Source organism: Streptomyces sp. NPDC000348 (assembly GCF_042898795.1).
Classification (GTDB): domain Bacteria; phylum Actinomycetota; class Actinomycetes; order Streptomycetales; family Streptomycetaceae; genus Streptomyces.
On sequence record NZ_JBIAZD010000026.1, the window covers coordinates 66,637 to 83,674 of the forward strand.

19 protein-coding genes, 1 tRNA gene and 1 pseudogene are annotated in these 17,038 nt (G+C 67.7%); 8 read left to right on the forward strand and 13 right to left on the reverse strand.

The features are described from left to right. Window positions 1-24: 24 nt before the first annotated feature. The 10 genes from ACFY3N_RS33670 to ACFY3N_RS33715 all read right to left on the reverse strand — a co-directional run bounded on the left by ACFY3N_RS33670 (window position 25) and on the right by ACFY3N_RS33715 (window position 7,220). Complete coding sequence (locus ACFY3N_RS33670) at window positions 25-1,176, reverse strand: tyrosine-type recombinase/integrase (protein WP_390820613.1); 1,152 nt, start codon at window positions 1,174-1,176, stop codon at window positions 25-27. Next, window positions 1,176-1,358, reverse strand: a complete 183-nt coding sequence (locus tag ACFY3N_RS33675) for a helix-turn-helix domain-containing protein (RefSeq protein ID WP_019524151.1) — start codon at window positions 1,356-1,358, stop codon at window positions 1,176-1,178. Before ACFY3N_RS33675 ends, ACFY3N_RS33670 begins: the two co-directional genes overlap by 1 nt. Beyond that, on the reverse strand, window positions 1,351-2,646 hold the full coding sequence (locus ACFY3N_RS33680) for a replication initiator (protein ID WP_390820614.1): 1,296 nt from the start codon (window positions 2,644-2,646) through the stop codon (window positions 1,351-1,353). The genes ACFY3N_RS33675 and ACFY3N_RS33680 overlap by 8 nt, the downstream gene beginning before the upstream one ends. Window positions 2,647-2,798: 152 nt before the next feature. Next, the gene (locus ACFY3N_RS33685) at window positions 2,799-3,044 is read right to left on the reverse strand and encodes a SpdD protein (RefSeq protein WP_390820626.1); all 246 of its coding nucleotides are present in this window, start codon (window positions 3,042-3,044) and stop codon (window positions 2,799-2,801) included. A gap of 25 nt (window positions 3,045-3,069) precedes the next feature. Beyond that, window positions 3,070-3,264 carry a hypothetical protein gene (locus ACFY3N_RS33690; RefSeq protein WP_264491099.1) on the reverse strand — a complete coding sequence of 65 codons (195 nt, stop codon included), beginning with the start codon at window positions 3,262-3,264 and terminating at the stop codon, window positions 3,070-3,072. Window positions 3,265-3,279: 15 nt separating this feature from the next. After that, window positions 3,280-3,471 carry a mobile element transfer protein gene (locus tag ACFY3N_RS33695; RefSeq protein WP_004986816.1) on the reverse strand — a complete coding sequence of 64 codons (192 nt, stop codon included), beginning with the start codon at window positions 3,469-3,471 and terminating at the stop codon, window positions 3,280-3,282. A gap of 12 nt (window positions 3,472-3,483) precedes the next feature. Further along, window positions 3,484-4,143 carry a DUF2637 domain-containing protein gene (locus ACFY3N_RS33700; protein WP_390820615.1) on the reverse strand — a complete coding sequence of 220 codons (660 nt, stop codon included), beginning with the start codon at window positions 4,141-4,143 and terminating at the stop codon, window positions 3,484-3,486. Window positions 4,144-4,231: 88 nt separating this feature from the next. Next, window positions 4,232-5,611: an FtsK/SpoIIIE domain-containing protein gene (locus ACFY3N_RS33705; protein ID WP_390820616.1), complete on the reverse strand. Its 1,380-nt coding sequence runs from the start codon at window positions 5,609-5,611 to the stop codon at window positions 4,232-4,234. After that, window positions 5,611-5,967, reverse strand: coding sequence for a hypothetical protein (locus tag ACFY3N_RS33710; protein WP_123188327.1), 357 nt, complete (start codon window positions 5,965-5,967; stop codon window positions 5,611-5,613). Before ACFY3N_RS33710 ends, ACFY3N_RS33705 begins: the two co-directional genes overlap by 1 nt. 467 nt (window positions 5,968-6,434) lie before the next feature. Continuing rightward, entirely contained in the window at window positions 6,435-7,220 is a 786-nt protein-coding gene (locus tag ACFY3N_RS33715) for a GntR family transcriptional regulator (protein WP_081236041.1), read from the reverse strand. Between the two features lie 107 nt (window positions 7,221-7,327). On the opposite strand from ACFY3N_RS33715, the gene ACFY3N_RS33720 reads away from it, so the two are divergent. Genes ACFY3N_RS33720 through ACFY3N_RS33735 form a run of 4 tightly spaced genes read left to right on the forward strand, consistent with a single transcriptional unit; the run spans window position 7,328 to window position 8,928 of the window. Then, window positions 7,328-7,735: an NUDIX hydrolase gene (locus tag ACFY3N_RS33720; RefSeq protein ID WP_109539112.1), complete on the forward strand. Its 408-nt coding sequence runs from the start codon at window positions 7,328-7,330 to the stop codon at window positions 7,733-7,735. A gap of 46 nt (window positions 7,736-7,781) precedes the next feature. Next, window positions 7,782-8,213, forward strand: a complete 432-nt coding sequence (locus ACFY3N_RS33725) for an ATP-binding protein (RefSeq protein WP_390820617.1) — start codon at window positions 7,782-7,784, stop codon at window positions 8,211-8,213. Beyond that, window positions 8,213-8,554: a hypothetical protein gene (locus tag ACFY3N_RS33730; protein ID WP_390820627.1), complete on the forward strand. Its 342-nt coding sequence runs from the start codon at window positions 8,213-8,215 to the stop codon at window positions 8,552-8,554. Before ACFY3N_RS33725 ends, ACFY3N_RS33730 begins: the two co-directional genes overlap by 1 nt. Next, the gene (locus ACFY3N_RS33735; protein WP_390820618.1) at window positions 8,551-8,928 is read left to right on the forward strand and encodes a hypothetical protein; all 378 of its coding nucleotides are present in this window, start codon (window positions 8,551-8,553) and stop codon (window positions 8,926-8,928) included. The genes ACFY3N_RS33730 and ACFY3N_RS33735 overlap by 4 nt, the downstream gene beginning before the upstream one ends. Window positions 8,929-9,202: 274 nt before the next feature. Here ACFY3N_RS33735 and ACFY3N_RS33740 read toward each other — a convergent pair whose 3' ends face one another. Beyond that, window positions 9,203-11,164 (reverse strand): pentapeptide repeat-containing protein, encoded by a 1,962-nt coding sequence (locus ACFY3N_RS33740; protein ID WP_390820619.1) that lies wholly within the window; start codon window positions 11,162-11,164, stop codon window positions 9,203-9,205. A gap of 494 nt (window positions 11,165-11,658) precedes the next feature. Then, window positions 11,659-12,417 (reverse strand): DUF6928 family protein, encoded by a 759-nt coding sequence (locus ACFY3N_RS33745; protein ID WP_390820620.1) that lies wholly within the window; start codon window positions 12,415-12,417, stop codon window positions 11,659-11,661. An 833-nt stretch (window positions 12,418-13,250) separates the two neighbouring features. Here ACFY3N_RS33745 and ACFY3N_RS33750 point away from each other — a divergent pair. The 4 genes and pseudogenes from ACFY3N_RS33750 to ACFY3N_RS33765 all read left to right on the forward strand — a co-directional run. After that, window positions 13,251-13,952 (forward strand): annotated as a pseudogene (locus ACFY3N_RS33750) (NB-ARC domain-containing protein); the annotation flags it as partial. A 397-nt stretch (window positions 13,953-14,349) separates the two neighbouring features. Further along, window positions 14,350-15,435 (forward strand): tetratricopeptide repeat protein, encoded by a 1,086-nt coding sequence (locus ACFY3N_RS33755; RefSeq protein WP_390820621.1) that lies wholly within the window; start codon window positions 14,350-14,352, stop codon window positions 15,433-15,435. A gap of 436 nt (window positions 15,436-15,871) precedes the next feature. Next, window positions 15,872-16,096, forward strand: a complete 225-nt coding sequence (locus ACFY3N_RS33760) for a cold shock domain-containing protein (protein WP_081236054.1) — start codon at window positions 15,872-15,874, stop codon at window positions 16,094-16,096. 92 nt (window positions 16,097-16,188) lie between these two features. After that, window positions 16,189-16,252, forward strand: a tRNA-Phe gene (locus ACFY3N_RS33765). Window positions 16,253-16,375: 123 nt separating this feature from the next. On the opposite strand, the gene ACFY3N_RS33770 is transcribed toward ACFY3N_RS33765, so the two are convergent. After that, entirely contained in the window at window positions 16,376-16,849 is a 474-nt protein-coding gene (locus tag ACFY3N_RS33770) for a hypothetical protein (RefSeq protein ID WP_390820622.1), read from the reverse strand. Window positions 16,850-17,038 lie beyond the last annotated feature (189 nt).

Genomic DNA, 17,038 nt, shown 5'->3' on the forward strand with positions numbered 1-17,038 from the left:
CACTTCTGACATCAACGGCGTCGGTCACTGGCGACCGGGACGCCTCCGCAGCAGCCGATCCATGTGGCTCATGGCCTCGCGCTGCGTGTCCTGCACGACGTGCGTGTAGACATCCATGGTGATGCTGATCTGCGAGTGGCCCAGGATCTCCATCACCACCCGGGGCGCGACCCCGGCCGCCGTCAGGAGCGTCGCCGTGCCGTGCCGGGCGTCGTGCAGCCGGATCACCCGGAGGCCGGCGGACCGGGCCACGCGGGTGAAGGAGCGGTAGAGGTTCCGCGGCTCGACCGGGCGCCCGGTCCGGGTGGTGAAGACATAGTCCGACTCTCGCCAGGTCTCCCCCGCTCTCGCCCGAGCCGCCACCTGCCGCATCCGGTGCCAGCGCAGCGGCGCGATGCAGAGCGCGGGCAGCGGGACGGCCCGACGACGGCGGCTCTTGGGATCGTCGTCGTACAGCACGCCCCGACGCCGCTGCGTCTGTTGACGGACGTAGAGGACGCGGTGGTCGAGGTCGACGTCCGACCAGCGCAGGCCCACGATCTCTCCCCGGCGGAGCCCCATGGCGATGGCGAGCACGAAGGCCGCATAGAGCGGGTCCTTACGGGAGGCCGCCAGGAAGTCGAGCGTCTCGTCCAGGCTCCAGGGCTTCAACTCCCGGTTATCAGTGCGAGGAGGCTCGACGAGCTTGGCGACGTTCCGCGTGATCAGTTCCTCGCGGCACGCGGAGGAGAGCGCCGAACGCAGCACGCGGTGTGCCTCCTTGGCCGTCGCCGCGGTGGTCTTCTCCTCCAGACGGACGAGGAAGCGGCGCACGTCGGCGACGCCCAGCGATTCGAGCCGCTTGGCACCGAGGAGCGGCACCAGGTAGAGCCGGACGTGCGCTTCGTACTTGTCGTACGTGCTGAGCTTGCGCCGAGGCTTGATGACGTTGTCCAGCCAGTACGGCAACCACTCTGCGAGCCTGGCCGATCGGGTCGGCACGGGCACACCCTGGTCGACCTTGTCGAGCAGTTCCCGGCGCTTGGCGTCGCACTCGGCCCAGGTCTTGCCGTAGGCGAACTTGCGAGCACGGGTGCCGTCCGGCTGGAGGACGTAGACCGCGCACTGGAAACGGCCGTCCTTGCGCTTGGTGATCGTGCCCGCGCCGTTCGGGTTGCGCTTGCGCTGCTGGGCCATCAGGCCGCCGCCTCCAGTTCGTTGGTGATGTACTCGCGGACGGCCCGCGCCGGAATGCGGCGGCACCGACCGATGGTGATCGAGGGCAGGCGACGGGACCGGATCAGGTCGTAGACCGTGGAGCGACCGACCTTCAGCCGCTCCATCACCTCGGGCACCGTCAGCAGCTCGTCATCACGCATGGGTCGGTTCTCCTTCCGTTCCGGGAGCGGGTTCGAGGGTTTCGGCGAGCCAGGCTTCGGCGTCGGTGAGGCCGGTTCCGGCGTAGACCCAGTGCGCGAGGACGAGGGTCGTGTCCGGGTCGGTCCCGTCCGCCGCCAGGGCTTGTGCGCGGCGCCATTCGGCGCGTGCGTCGCGGAGGGCGCCGAGGGTGGTGGAGTAGCGGCGGGACTTGGTGGAGAAGTGGCCGCGGAAGCCGAGCATGTGGGCCCAGGCCCGCAGGCGGAGGTGTTCGAGGTCCTTGCGCGCGCCGAGGGTCCAGGCGGTGCGGATGAGTCGGCGGGCGTGGTCGCTGATGTCGAGCTGGGCGAGTTCGGCGAGGAACCTCAGCGGCCGGTCCAGAGCTCCCGTCGCGGTCTCGGCGCCCTTGGTGGCGTACTTGGCGATGTACGCGGCGACGGCCCGCTCGGTCAGCTCCTGGCCGCCGTCGAAGTCGGCCGAGCGGATGGTGCGGACGTCGAGCTGGCGGCCGAAGGCGAAGGTGTGGGCGCGGCCGTCGATGACCGGGCCGTCCACGCGGGCGGCGGTGGCGGCGGTCCGGATGGCGTCGGTCAGCAGCTCGGCGGTGGCCCAGGCGGGAGGCGGGGTGTCGCCGCCCTCGGGGCCGTCGATGCGGATGACGGCGTGGAAGTGGACGGCCCCACGCTTCTGGTACTCGGCGACTTTGGCGAAGGACACCCGGGCATACTCGCGGAAGGCCCGCTGGGTGAGGCCGGCGCGCTTGGCGACCTCCCGGCGCAGGTAGATCGAGAAGCGTTGCCACAGCGGACCGACGTGCGCGTTCCAGAGCACGGCCGCTTCGTAGTCGTAGGTGTCCGGGTCGAGCGGGGTGCCGAGGGCGGGGTCGTCCTGGTCGTGGAGCGCGCCGCAGCGGCAGCGGCGGACCGAACCGGCCGGGCCGGTGGGGCGGTTGTGGACCGGTCCGAAGCTCGGGGCGGTGAAGGTGGCGAAGACGCGCGGGTGGGCGGCGACGCGTTCGGGGACGCCCTTGCCGCCGCGCAGTCCGGAGGTGATCAGGTGGAAGGTGTCGCGGCGGTACACCTCGGCGCAGGCCCCACACCGGGTCGTGCGGCGGTTGTTGCAGCGGACCAGGAGGTGACCGGCCGGGAGGCTGGAGGAGTCGAGGTGGTGGAGGACGCTGCCGATCTCGCCGGTGCGGGTGTTCACGGCGTGCTCGGTGCGGTGGCCGTCGAGGCGGATCGGGTGCGTGCAGCCGCCGAGGCCGGCGAGCTGGCGCAGGAGGGCGGGCATGGTGCCGAGGGCGGCCAGTTCGCCGAGTTCGCGGAGCGGGGGCGGAGTGGCGCGGGTGATGATGGCTTTCTCCTTCTGGTTCGGCTGGAGGGAGACGGCCCCCGGGGCGGCGGATGCTTGGCGGTATCAAGGCCGCCCCGGGACCCAGTGCGTCAGCGGCGGTGCTGGTCGCGCAGCAGCGAGCGCAGGACCACGGCGGCGACGGCCACGGAGACGGCAGTGACGGCGACGGCGGCCAGAAGCGCGGTCAGCACGACGCCGCCGACGAGGACGGCCGCGACCGCTCCGGTGCTGACGGAGATCTGAGGGACCGGCCGCCGCACGGGCGCCTGGTCGGCCACGGTGTGGGTGTGCGCGGGCGGCGGCGTCGGGTTGTCGGGGTACTTGGGCAGGAACATGGCGAAGCTCTCCTTGCCTACTCGTCTAGTCATGTGAGCTGTTGACGATGTCCACGCCGGAGCGCGTGCCGGACTCGATGGCCGGGGCCAGGAAGGTGTCCGAGAGCCAGAAGCCGAAGAGGGCGATCAGGACGACGATCCACGTGCGGACGCCGAGGAACTTGACCGCTCCCCAGGCGAAGAAGCCGAGGAGGACGACGAGGGGCAGGCTGACGGTCACGGTGTGCGGGTCCTTTCAGCGGACGGGGCAGCGGTGGGTACGGGCGGCCAGTTCGGCGGCGGCGCGGCTGTCGTAGTCGGCGGAGAAACCGCAGCGCGGGGCCGTGCAGGCGGCGGTGTGCTTCTCCCGGCCGCGACCGTCGTAGGACGTGCCGACCTGGACGGGGCCGATGCGGGTGACGGAGCGGAAGCGGCGGTTGGCGCTCACGCGGGTCTCCTTTTAGAGCTGGGCGGCGATGGCGTCGGCCATGGGCGGCGGGACGCCGAGGCGGGCGCGCAGGGTCGGGGTGTCGATGGCCGTTCCGGTGCGGGCGTGGTGCTCCGCGGCGACTTTGCGGGCGTGCTCGACCAGGGCGGCCGGGACGGCGACCGGCGGCGGGGCCGGAGGAGGAGCCGGTGCCGACTCGACTGCCGGAGGCGCCGGGGGTTCCGGTGCGGGGTCGGGCGCGTCCTCCTGGTCCTCGATGTCCTCGGGCGTCTCCTGCCCCACGGCGTCACTGGTCTCGTCGTGCGTGGTCGGCGACGAGTGGACGAGGAGGGTTCCGCCGAGGAAGGCGACCGCGGGCCATCCCGCGACGAGGATGCGCAGCCAGGCCGGCACCTGGTCCAGGTCGAGCAGTCCGGCGGTGGCGACGTTCGCGCCCAGGGACGCGGCGAGGGCGATCAGGAACCAGCACCACCCGGCCGCTTTCGCGTCGCCGGACCGCAGTCGGCGCCAGGCGGCGACGAGCAGCAGGTCGACCGAGACGGGATAGGCCCACGCCTTCCACCCGTCCTGTCCGGCCGCCGAGGCGACGTCGTGCAGGTGGGCGAAGGACAGCGCGGCGGCGATGACCGCTTGGACGAGCACCGCGTCGACACGGGCCAGGTGGGCGCGCATGCTGCGGCTCCTTCCGGGTTCGGGCATGGGAGGGCTAGGGACATGGCGTGAGGCGGTCACGCCGACCGGGGATGAGCGCGGGCGCGGGTCAGTCGGTCACCGGGCGGGGCCGCACGACCGGGGCCGGTGTCTCGGCGGGCGGCCGTACGGGCACGTCGGGTCGGAAGGGCTTGAGCACGGGCAGATCGGGGACCAGGTGGGCCGACTCGCGGCAGGTCTCGGCGGCGTCGCCGAGGGAGAGGTACGGCGTGCGGATGCGGGACCAGCCGCCGGAGGTGTCACCGGCCACGGCGAGGCCGGGCCGTTCGGGGGCGATGGCACAGGCCGCGGAGACCGCCTCGGGGGCGATGTCGCCGAGCGCCATCTTGGCGGAGGCTTCGTCGTTGACGCGGTGGCAGACCCGGCCGGTCAACTGGGCCCGCAGCATGGTCGCGCCCTTGCCCAGTTCGGCGCCGAAGCGCTGCCCGCAGACCTCCAGGTAGATACCGGCGGCCCGGCCGAGTTGGGCGAGCCGGATGAGCTGGGTGACCATCTCGTCCCGCCGTTCCTCGTCCTTCTTCGTGGCCACGAGGAAAAGTTCAGCCACCTCGTCGACGAACAGCACGACGGGTACCGGGCGTTCATGCTCGGGCAGGCCCCAGATGTCGGAGGTGATCTCCTCGTCCGGCGTGCTCGGCGCGATGCCCTGCCGGGCCTTGATCAGGTCGTATCGGTCCTCCATTTCCCTGATGAGCACGGGCAGCAGTTCGGCGGCCTGTTCCGGGTCGGTGGCGAGCGCCGACAGGCGCGGGGCGAAGGGCGCCAGTTCCACGCCCCGCTTGCAGTCGATGCCGACCAGGGCGACGGGCTGGCGGGCGAGGCCAGCGACGAGGTGACGCAGGTACATGGATTTGCCGGACAGCGTTGCACCTAGGGTGAGTTGGTGCGGCACGGTGCGGTAGTCGCGTACGAACGGAGTGGCGTCCTCGCGCAGCGCGACCGGCACCCGGAGAAGGTCCGGGCGGAGCTTGCGCGGCATGCGCACCCGCCGCAGCACGTCGAAGCCGACGAGCCGCAGTTCGACCACGCCCGGCTTGACCGTGGTCACGTAGACGGCGTGGACGCCCCAGGCGTGCCGCAGCCGTTCGGCGGAGGCGGCCACGTCGGCGGGTTCCTGTCCCGGGGCGAGCCGCAGGCGGACCTGCAGCCCCGTCGTGGTCGGCCGGATGATCCCCCGGCGCGGCGGTACGGGCCGGGCCTCACGGCGGGTGGTGGCCTTGACCGCCAGGACCCGCAGCCGGGAGGGGGCCACAGTCAGCCCGCATGCCTCCATGACGGAGCCGTAGGAGCTGAGCAGCCGGACCGTGGACACAGGTAAGCCGACCGTGGACCAATAGACGCCGGGGTGTCGCGCCCGGGCGTAGGCGGCCCCACCACCGAGCGCGGCGAGGGGACCACCCACCTCCAGAAGCGTTGCCAGGTCGGTCATCAGGCCGACGCCCCCACGGCGGCCGGGAAGGTGGCCGGAGTGACGGCGGCGGCCCGGAAGGCGATGCCGTGCCGCTGCTGGCCGTTGAACACGCTCTCCCACGGCCGGGCGATCAGACCCGGCAGGGAGACCGGAGCACCGAGGGCGAGCCCTTCCGAGACCCCGCTCTCCGGAACGGTCACCTTGATCAGGGACGACTCTCCCTCCTCGATGTACACGACGCCGATGGTCATCAGTGCCTCACCGCTGACGGCATCTTTGGCGATCTCGCCCGACTGCCGGTCCCGGACCTTGGGCTCGGGCGCCTCGGTCAGCAGGATCGTCGCGGCCGAGGTCTCCACACGGATGGTGCGCAAGGCTTCTCCCCATCTACTCGTCTAGACAAGATGCATCCTTCGAACCCGACAACGCCGGGAACGGGATCACCTTGCCACACAACTTGCCCACTCGTCTATACGAGTATGTGTGTCGGTGTGTACGAGTTCCTTCCGGCCACCCGAGGAGACTCTGACGTCAGAACCGAAAGCGTGCTTTGTCACCGTTGATGCGGATCAGGAAGTCCGCGATCGGGTCCCCGCCCCCCTCCGGGACAAGAGTGAGACCTGCCGCGTGAATGGACTCGTCCGCAGCCAGAGCCGCTTCCTCATCCCCTCGCTTCCAGGCGTCGCGTGAGGCGTCGAAGAGGGGGCGAAGCGCGGCCCACCCGGGACCGGGCTCGAAACGACAGTCCGTCCAGAACATGTCGACCTCTTCCAGCAGCAGCGTTCCGATGAGTCGACCTCCTTGAGAGAGCCTCCAGCTCTGCACAGTCGACCGCCCTTCTCTATGTGGCCGGGAGCTGGTACGACAATACGTAGGCATCTGCCGCCATCACCGTGTCGCAGACCTCCACGGCCCGCCCCGCCGTATCGAAGGCGGTGCGGATCAGGTGGATCACCGGCACACCGGAGGCCAGTTGCAGCGTCTTCACCTCGGACGGCGAAGGCATCCGGGCCCGGATCTCCTCCTCGAAGTGGTCGAGCTGGTGCCCCAGTTCCTCGAGACGGGCGTAGATGCCGCCGGGCCCCGGATTGGGTTCGGCGATCTGCGTCCCGCGGGCGATGTCGAGCGGGAGGTAGGACGTGGCGAACTCGACCGGCCGGCCATCGAGCAGGTACCGGCGACGCCGGGCGAGCACGCGTCGCACGGAACCGAGCCGGGTGGAGATGTCTTGGCCAGCCTTCTCCTCCTTCACCTCCAGGCTGTCCACGGTGGGATGGCTGCCGGCGGCGTCGGCCTCCACGATGAACGCGGACTTCCCCTGCTCGCGGTGGCGCCGGGCGAACCGGTCGGAGGCGAGGCGGCGCACCGGAGGCCGGGGCCGGACGAAGACACCTCGGCCGTGCTCGGCGTGCACCAGGCCCTCGCCCTGGAGGATCGAGAAGGAGTTCCGGACCGTCATCCGGGAAACCCCGTAGTGCTCAACCAATTCAGCCTCAGAGGGCAGCTTCTCCCCTTCCTTGAATCGCCCACGGTCGATGGCCTCGCGCAGCTGATCGGCAATCTGTCGGAAGACCGCACGATCACTGGTCGGGTCGAGGCCGCCGAGAATGCTCGGTAGAGACGCCATGTGTACTCCTTTAGGTATCTAGACGAGTGGGCGAGTCTTGTTGCTACGGTGGAGAGCCTAGTCAGCCGAGAGGGCCGAGGAACGTGAGTACAGAACGCCCGCACTCCGTGAGCGTCGCCGGGGTCATCGTCGATGACCAAGGCCGGGCCCTCCTGATCAAGCGCCGCGACAACGGTCACTGGGAGCCCCCGGGCGGAGTCCTCGAACGCGAGGAGACCATCCCCGAAGCCCTCCAGCGCGAAGTCCTCGAAGAGACCGGCATCAAGATCGAGCTTCCCGCGATCCTGACCGGCGTCTACAAGAACATGACGGGCCTGATCGTCTCCCTCGTCTTCCGCTGCCAGGCGGCCGACGGTACTCCCACCACGGGGGACGAGACCCGCGCCCTGCACTGGGCCACCCGCGAAGAAGTCATCGAACTCACCGACGAGGCATACGCGATCCGTGTGCTTGACGCACTCGACGCAGCATCCCCGCCGGCCATCCGCGCCCACGACGGCGTGAAACTCGTCTAGCCCGAACCCGCTGTACATGGCGGCCTACCAGCACGAAGGAACTTGTATGCACGAGTATACGAGTAGCGCCCGGGTCTGGGGGCTCAGTTGCCCAGGATTCCCGGAAGAGGTCAGCAGGGCCCGCCGCTGGACCCGCGACATCCTGCGAGGTTCGCCGTTGGCCGAGGACGCCGAGCTGATCGTCAGCGAGCTGAGCGCGAACGCGATCCTCCACACGGCCAGCGGCCAGGCATCCGGCAGCTTCCATCTGGCCCTCGCGGTCTCCCCGCAGGTCATCGCCCTGTCTGTCACGGACGACGGAGGCACGAGCACGGCACCGAAGATCGCGCACCAGGACCAGGAGGCGGAGCACGGCCGAGGACTCGGCATGGTCAGCGTCCTCGCTCACCGGGTCGTCGTCCACGACAGCCAAGGCGGTTACACGGTCACTGCGGAACTCATCACCGAAGTCGGACCGGCAGGAGGACACCCGTGCTGATGTCCGCTCCTCCCGTAGTGCTGAATACAGGCAGCCGGCCCCTCCCCTACCTGTGCCGAGCCGCCGCCTACCCGCTGAACGAGGTCCGCTCCATCCCCCTGGGATCACACGACGCCACGAGTCCACGCCTGGCACTGCGCTGGTTACGCGAGCGCACGCAGCACATCACCGACCAGCTCGACGCCGCATACGCACGGCCGGGCCTGCACTGGCTGACGGACGAGGCCGAGCACGAACGAGCCCTCGCCTACCTGACCGGTGGCACGGGTTACCAACTCACTCTCTACGACGAGAGCACCCGCTACGTGGTGCTGGCCTACCCGGCGGGAGCGACCCCATGAACGGGCCCACCCGCGGCTACTGGTGCGAATGCTGGACCGAGGAAGTCACCGGCACAGGAGGGCCGGCGCGCCTGGCATCGTTCGACGCGTACTCGGCACCCCAGGCAGACCGATGGGTCGCCATCGCTCTCCGCACCATCTCACCGGCACTCGACTCCGACGCGTCGGACGAAGCGTGGACATGGTTGCACGAAGAGCGCGCCGAGACCCGCAGAGCCCTGATGCGCTCCGAGCCCTGCACGGTGACCATCACCCATGCCGACGTCCGCATCACCTGGACGATCCGGCCAGTGCTCTTCCTGCCCTTCGCACACCGGCAGGACGCTGAACTCCCAGCATGTGCGCACAGCTTCAAGCCCCACCGCACAGACTGAGTTACAACTTTCTCTACGGGTTCAAGGCCCGCGCACGGCGCGGGCGCGCGCCGCCTTTACGGCGGGGCCGCCGCCCTGTCTTCGCCAGCGGCGGCCCCGCCCGGCGGCGCGCTGCATGCAAGCGGGCGAAGGCAGGGACGTCATCCGCGGGCACAAGATGATGCCTCCGGCGGGGGATCGGCCGGCACCGGGATGGAGGGGGCACCGTCGCCGACTGCGGGCCCGTAGGGGCGTGCGCGGGGAGCTCCCATCCCACACGCACTGACGACGCCACCTACCGCTTCACCCGCCCTCGAATGGCGAGCGCGGCAAGACCGAGCAGCACTGGCTCCGAGAAGCGGGAAGCCATCTCGATGTACCCGCCTGCCGTCGTCAATTCCTGACCGCTGGAGCGGAACACCACTGAGTTAAGCGTGACGCTCAGCGCCTTCTCGAAGCGTTTGGTAGTAAAGCGGTCGCGCGCCGGGTTTTGCGGATCGTCCTTGTCGATCTCGAAAGTGACCTTGCCTCCATCGGCCGGCACGATGCCGGTGACCTCCTGCTTAGGGGCGGCCTGCGGCAGGCCGAAGCCCATCATCAGCAAAATCGTCGTCATCATGGCGAGGGTGAGCCAGCCGAGAGCCCGCGAAGCGCGCAGACCGTAGCCGGACAACAGCCAGTAGAGCTGGAGTAGCCAGCGTTCCGCCTCGTTCCATTTCCGTCCGTGCCGGCGCATCTCCATCTCGCCGTAGTAGAAGTCAGCGGCGCCGGGTTCGTCTTTCGCGTCCTCACGAGCCTTGCGAAGCTGGCGGTAGATAGCCGTCAACGTGGCTAGTCCCGGCACATCATGTATATCTTCGGGAGGGGCACCCCATCGTGCGCGAAGTACTGCAGGGTGAGTCGGCAACGCACGCCATTGCCGCTCTTCTTCAATTACTTGACGCTGAGCCCAACGCAGCGGGAATAGTTTGTGGACTCGACCTTCCGGCGGGGCTTGTAGTGTCCAACGTCCTCCGAGGTGCAGCTGGTCAAGATGTAGCGCACCCGCAAATCGGCAGATGCGGAGATCGATATCCGCAAGGGAAAGCATTGAGCAGTCGACTCCCCTAAGGGAGGTGATGCTTGGGGAATCCTGCCGCCAGGTGGTCGAAGACTCGTCGAGAACGAAAGCACGCTCCCTGGCCAGCGGAAATCTCCTTTGATAGCGGAACGGCACCGGAGACGAGGATATCGAGAAAGGTTGCGTGAATACGGCGTCGGTGAGATCGAGTTGGGCGCGGCGAAATCGGAATGTTCCGGTCGCCTGCCATTCCGCGCGCTTGCATGCGATCTCCACGGCGACTGCTTCGATAGTGGTGGGACCGTCAAATACAGTCATGGACAGATCCAATTTATCGTGACAGATAAGCGGACCGATTGACTGGGTACCGCAGAATCGCACACCGTCGAATCGGGCACCGCTACCGAAGGTAACTCCAGTAAAGCGGGCGGGCCCTTCGAAGACTGCGCTACTGAAATGAACGTAACCCGCGAAGACTGTTCTTTCAAAAGTGACCTCACCCCCGAATTTAACGCCGGTGAATTCTACCGTTTTCGAGAATTTGCTTTCATGGAAGGCCGACTCATCGCTAAATGTCACCTGGTCGAACGAGGCATGTCCTGAAAAGGTTGTGCGACCGAAGCTGGCGCGCTCGGTGCACGTCACTTCGTCAAAATAAGCCGCCGCAGAGAAAGTCGAGCCGAAGAACCAGGCATCCTGGATCGTGGCAGCTCGAAAATCCACGTCTTGGGAGAACGTCGCGTCGGAGAAACGGGTTAGGTTCAATTTTGTTTCGCTGAAATCCGCAGCTTCATGGAAAGTTGCAGATTGAAAAAGCATTTCATCATTCGATACGACCCGCGCGAAAGTTGCATCCTTGATGAAGTGGGATTCGCGAAATGAAGCTTCACCTATAAACGACGCTTCCGTGAAATCGGCTTTTCCAAATTTTGGAGCATCGATCCCCGGGTCATACAGGGAGGCGAGTAGGTCATGCAGGAGAGCAGTTGTGAATATCGTCCCCTGATGGTTAACGTCGTCACCTGCTCGAAGGCTGCTAAGGTACGCAGTTCGAGATGTAATATCTAGATGCGACAAACACTGCGTATAGCCAGTTACGTGGATGCCGCGACAGCCCACCGGATCAGTATCTAGGTTGGCTCCATGGGCGCAATGAGGCCAATCCGGTGGTTCTGAGATCAGCGTTTGATCAGTCACCCGTTATAAATACCGCATCTGTCTAGCTTCGGTGCAGGGTTTACGTAGATTCGGAGTGCTCCTACAGCAGCCCGATTGCTTACGCCGTCGCCGCCTTGGGGACGTCGATGTCTTCCCGCCCCGTTCAGAAGACCTGGGCCCACAATCCAGGGCGGCCATCGGCAAGTAGCCAAACGTGATCGTAACGGCAGCTCTCTGGGCCGTCCGAAGCCGACCAACGCTGACAGTCGGCACCCACAGGTGACCATCCCCACCCCGCTCTGGCCTGGGCTACTCAAGTCGATCTGCGACACTGGAACCACCGTGCCCAAGCCCGGAGAACTGAGCTGACGTGCGCTGATCCCGTGCACCGGGTGAGTGTCTAACTGTGTGACAACGCCAGCGAACAACGGCGGACGAGCACGGACGCCAGCGGACCATCAGCGCAGGTGAAGGGCACGCCCTCTCAAGGCAGCGCTCCTACAGAAGTTGCTTCGGGACGAAGAGGTCTTGAGCTAAAGGCCGTCGCGCTCAACCAGTGAGCCGTCAGGGCTCAGTGCGTAGAAGCGCGGCGGATCCGTGTCCTCAACAGCTCTGCGCAACTTCGCTTCCTGCTCGGCGGGACCGGGCCCGTATGGGTCCCGCACGTGGAATCCGTACAGTTCGATGGCGTCCGCGTCGACGTCGTCGGGCTCGGGACGGCCCTCTTGAATGAAACCGCAGAGCGCCCGCAACGCGTCCTCGCCCAGTTCCAGGGGATGGAAGGGCAGGGCGTACGGCTCTTCCTCCTCTCCGGGCCAGGGGATGATGTCCGCTGGGCGGTCGCCGGCCCAGTAGGGCAGCTCGAAGGGGAGCGGTTCGCCGATGTTCTCGATGATTCCGCTGTCCGGCGACAGGCTCAGGGAGCGGACGAGGCGCCCGTCCTCCCACACGGCGAACGCCAGCCAGTCGACGACGCTGTGCATGGCGTGCAGCACGAGCCGTCGGCCGGTACTCGCCGCCACGAGGTGTTCCGGGAGCCGGGAAGGGGCGTCGATCATCACTTCCTGATCACCGATGACCTCCACGCCCGGCCAGCTCGCTGCGCACACCGTCCCCTCCGGCGGGTACACGCCGTCCCCGAGGTTCGAGCCCTCGCGCTGCTCGATCTCCCGGCCCGGATAGAGCTGCCGCATCATGGTGGCCGTCCGGTCAAGGTCCGCCGCCCCCACGCGCCGCAGCAAGCCCGGCACGTCGCCGTCCGCATACACCAGCAGTCCCGTCTTGGCTCCCAAAGCCCCTCCCAGAGCGTTACGCCTGATGGTGAGCGCACCCTAGCCGTGCGCACTGACAAGGTGGCTCGACCTGCCTGCCCGGCTGGGCCGTCTCTGGGCCGTCCGAGGTCACTCGACAGTGGCCAATGACGACCAACGACGACCACCAGGCGCACGAGCCCACCGCCTCTGAACAGCGAAAACGCAGGTCCCCAAGATCCCCGGCAAGACCCAGGGCAAGAAGACGGGTCGTAACTCGTCCTTTGAGGCTTCGTCGTTCGTAGTGATGCGGTGTCGCGTGTTGGCTTGGGGGTTCGTGCGGTGGGCGGGGGTCTCTGCGTGCCAGCATGGTCGGTCCGGAGGCTTGTGGCGGATTTTCTCGGGGGTGGGTTGTGCAGGCTGCTTTGCGGTGGCTAGTGGCGGTGGCGGGTTCAGCGCTGGCATTCGCTGGGGTGGCGGTGCCGTGGGCGGTGCTGTCAAAAGGGGGTGATGATCCGTGGGATGTGATCGGCCCGGTGGCGGGTGTGGCGGCAGCGGGGGTGCTGGCGGCTCTGGGCTGGTGGGCGTCGCAGGCTGGCGGGGCCAGGACGCGGCGGGTGCGGCAGTCGGCACGCGGCAGAGGCCGCATCCGGCAGACGGGTGGCAGCCAGGGAGTGGGGGCCGGGGCGCCGGGTGCTGTGGTGCGGGAGGACGTGCGGCAAAAGGCCCGTTCCGATGGTGCGGGAGACATTGATCAGGTCGGCGGGGACCGGGTCTGACACAAGGGGGCGGGGATGGTGGCGGCCGGTTCGGGGCAGCGGCGTGCGCGCCAGACGGCGCAGACGCATGGGGATGTGACGCAGGTGGCGGGGGACATGCATGTGCATCCCGCGCCGGTGCGGGGCCCGTCGATCGAGTGGCCGGTGTGGGTGGGGGATGTCCCGCGTCCGGCTGCGGCTTTCCAGCCGCGCACCCAGGTGCGCAAGAAGGTGAAGGCGGCGCGTGACGGGGGTAGTGACGTAGTGCTGTCCGGTTCCGGCGGGGTGGGCAAGAGCCAGCTTGCGGCGTCACTGGCGCGGGAGCTGCGGGATCAAGAGCGTTCCGGTGAGGCCGGGCTGGATGTGCTGGTGTGGGTGCGCGCCACCAGTATTGATCAGGTCATCAGCGTGTATGCGGAAGCGGCCGACCGCTTACAGCTTCCCGGAGTGGTCCCGGACGCCGAGGACAAGGCGGCGCGGCTGTTTCTACGGTGGCTGGCGGTGACCGGGCGGCGGTGGCTGGTGGTGCTGGACGACATCAGTGACCCGGCTGTTGTCCAGGAGTGGTGGCCCGACAGTGGGACCGGCCGTGGCTGGGTCCTGGCCACCAGCCGACGCGAGGACGCCCAGCTCAGTGGCCAGGGCCGCGCCCTGATCCGGATCGGCCTCTACACAGCCTCCGAGGCCCGCGCCTACCTGAAGCGCCGGCTCACCGATGCCGGTCACGCCCACTTGCACGACCCCGACCAGGCCAGCGAGATGACGTCCGAGCTCGGTCACCTTCCCCTCGCACTCGGCCATGCCGCCGCGTATCTGATCAACAAGCGCACCACGATGGCCGGCTACCTCACCCTGCTGCGCGACACCGGCAGCCGGCTGGGAGACCTGCTGCCGACGAGCGCGGACACCGAAGGCTACGGCCGGCCCGTCACCGCCTCCCTGCTGCTCTCTCTCGACGCGGTCGAGGAAGCCGACACCAACCGACTGGCCCGACCCTTGCTCCACCTCGCCTCCCTTATGGCCCCCCTCGGCCACCCCGCCACCACATGGACCACACCCGAGGCCTTGGACCACCTGCGCACCGCACGTCCGCCGCGACGTCGCTGGCTGCGCAAGTACCATGCGCCCGTCGCCGAAACAGAAGTGCACCACGCGCTGGAACAGCTGCGCATCTACGCCCTGATCACCCAAGACACCGCTACCGCCCCCCCTACGCATGCACGCCCTGACCGCCCGCGCCGTACGGGAAACCATCCCCCCTGGCGCACTGCCCGCCGCAGTCCGTACCACTGCCGACGCCCTCACCAATCTGTGGCCCCACCACGACCACGAAGACCGGGAACTAGCCGCCCTGCTGCGCGCCAACGTGGTCCACCTCGACCAGCTCACTCGCCCGGCCCTGTGGCACCCCACCATCCACTCATGCATTTACAAGGTCAGCCTCAGCCTCGCCGAAGCGGGCCTCTACCACCAGGCGATCGAGTACGACGAAACCACCCTCCGCCTCAGCAGCAGCATTCACGGCCCCGACCACCCCGCCACCCTCAGCGCCTGCAACAACCTCGTCCTCTCCTACAACCATGCTGGGCGGGTCCAGGACGCCCTCGACCTCGGCGAGCGAGTCCTGGCCGACCACGAGCGGATCCTGGGCCCCGACCATCTCAACACCTTCGATGCCCGCCACAATCTCGCCATCGCCTGCCAGGCCGCCGGGCGGGTCCAGGACGCCCTCGACCTCGGCGAGCAGGCTCTGGCCGACTACGAGCGAGTCTTGGGCCCCGACCACCCCGACACCCTCGATGCCCGCAACAACCTCACCGTCTTCTACAACGATGCTGGGCGGGTCCAGGACGCCCTCGACCTCGGCGAGCGAGTCCTGGCCGACCACGAGCGGATCCTGGGACCTAACCACCCCAGCACTCTTGCAGTCCGCAACAACCTCGTCCTCTCCTACAACCATGCTGGGCGGCTCCAGGACGCCCTCGACCTCGGCGAGCGAGTCCTGGCCGACCACGAGCAGATCCTGGGCCCCGACCACCCCAACACCCTCAAAGCCCGCCACAATCTCGCCATCGCCTGCCAGGCCGCCGGGCGGGTCCAGGACGCCCTCGACCTCGCCAAGCGGGCCCTGGCCGACTACGAGCGAGTCTTGGGCCCCGACCACCTCAACGCCCTCGGCGCCCGCCACAACCTTGTCCATGCCCACGAGGCTGCGGCAGCTGTACAGCAACCAGATGCAGCACCCCGAGCAATCGCCCCCGACCATCAACCTCCCTCAGAAAATCCCGAGCAACCGGTATGACCATCCCCGACCGATCTCTCTGGAGCTACGGATCAGAAGGTCTCTGATCTCTCAACTGACACCAACGAGGCCGGACGGGACGCAGGCACTGGGCCGTCCCTGGGCCGTACGAGGTCACCCAATGGTGACCGATAACGACAGAAGCCCACGGCATCCGACTTGGTCGGAGCCGTGGGCTTTGTCAGTCCCGCTGGTCAGCGGAACCAGTGATCAGTAGACCGTCAAGTTAGGTTGTGCGGACAGACGGCCATGCCCGCACCAGGTGCGTACCAGATCATGCGGGGAACCACGGGGAATGGCGGGGAGCAAGGCCAACGGTCAGGCAGACCCCCGTCACTTCGCCCCAGGTCAGCACAGTAACCGCCACCAAGGAACCCAAGCTTCCCAGGCTGAGGTCCCCGGTATGCCGGCGCAGACGGAGCCATAAGGTTCCCCCATGGTGACTGCGACTGTCCGCGAGTGGCACGACGAGGAAGGGTGGGGCGTGCTCGACTCCCCCGAGACTCCCGGCGGATGTTGGGGCCACTTCTCCCACATCCAAGTGAAGGGCTTCCGAACGCTGTCGCCGGGACAGCAAGTAGACCTCCAGTGGGAAGCCCCTGGCTTCAAGCAGGACGGGTACAGCTACCGGGCCGTGAACATCGTTCCTCGACCCGCCTGACATCACCAGCTGACATCAACGACAGCGAACGATGGCGCACCGAAGCGGCCACGGTCGGACCCACGAGCGACCGCTGAGCTCCGTTTCGGCACGCCGTGCGACAAGGTGATCGAACTCCTAAAGCGGGTGTCGCAGGTTCGAATCCTGCCGGGGGCACAGAGAGAAGGGCCGGCTCAGGAAGGGTTTCCTCCCAGGCCGGCCCTTCGTCGTGTCCGGGGTCGTGCCACACGCGTGCCACTACGCCCGTTCGGCGGCTCGTCGGAGCGGAAGGGATGCCCGCTACTCCGCGACGAAAGGCGCATAGCCGACCGCCACCTCACTGACCTGCAAGTCCGAGAAGAGCAGGGTGAGACGGTGCGCGTTGGTCTCGATGCAGACCTCATGGAAGTCGATCCCAACGGCTTGCGCCCAACGGCGGGTCGCTTCCGACTGCGGGAGGACCTTCGCACCTGGGTACAGGGAGTGCCACTTCACGCCCCAGACATATCCGTCGAGGTCGACGCCGGTCTCATGGTCGATGAGGCGGTCGTCCAAAGAGACACGCCAGGTCTCCGGCAGCACGGACGATTCGCACCGGGCCTCGACGCAGTACCGGAAGAGATACCGCGGATACGCCGGCTCGACGTCGGTGCGGGGATCCGCCGTCACGTGGACGATGACCTCGTAGTCGCGCAGGTGGCTGGTGTATCCGTGGTGGACGACGGCGTTATCGAAGGTCTCGTCCACCATCTGTTCAAGCACCGCGGCGTCCATGCGACCGTTTCCATCCCACGCGTCAGCCCCTGACAGCCGGATATCTACCGGTGCCAGGGGACTGAGGACTCCGCGAGGATCGCTCGAATACGTCTTAGCCTCGATCTTGCGTGACGGTCCGCCGACGGAGTCGGTGGACCGTTTTCGTGTTCTGGGCTGAGGTTGGGCAGGGCGAGGGCCCGAGTGTCG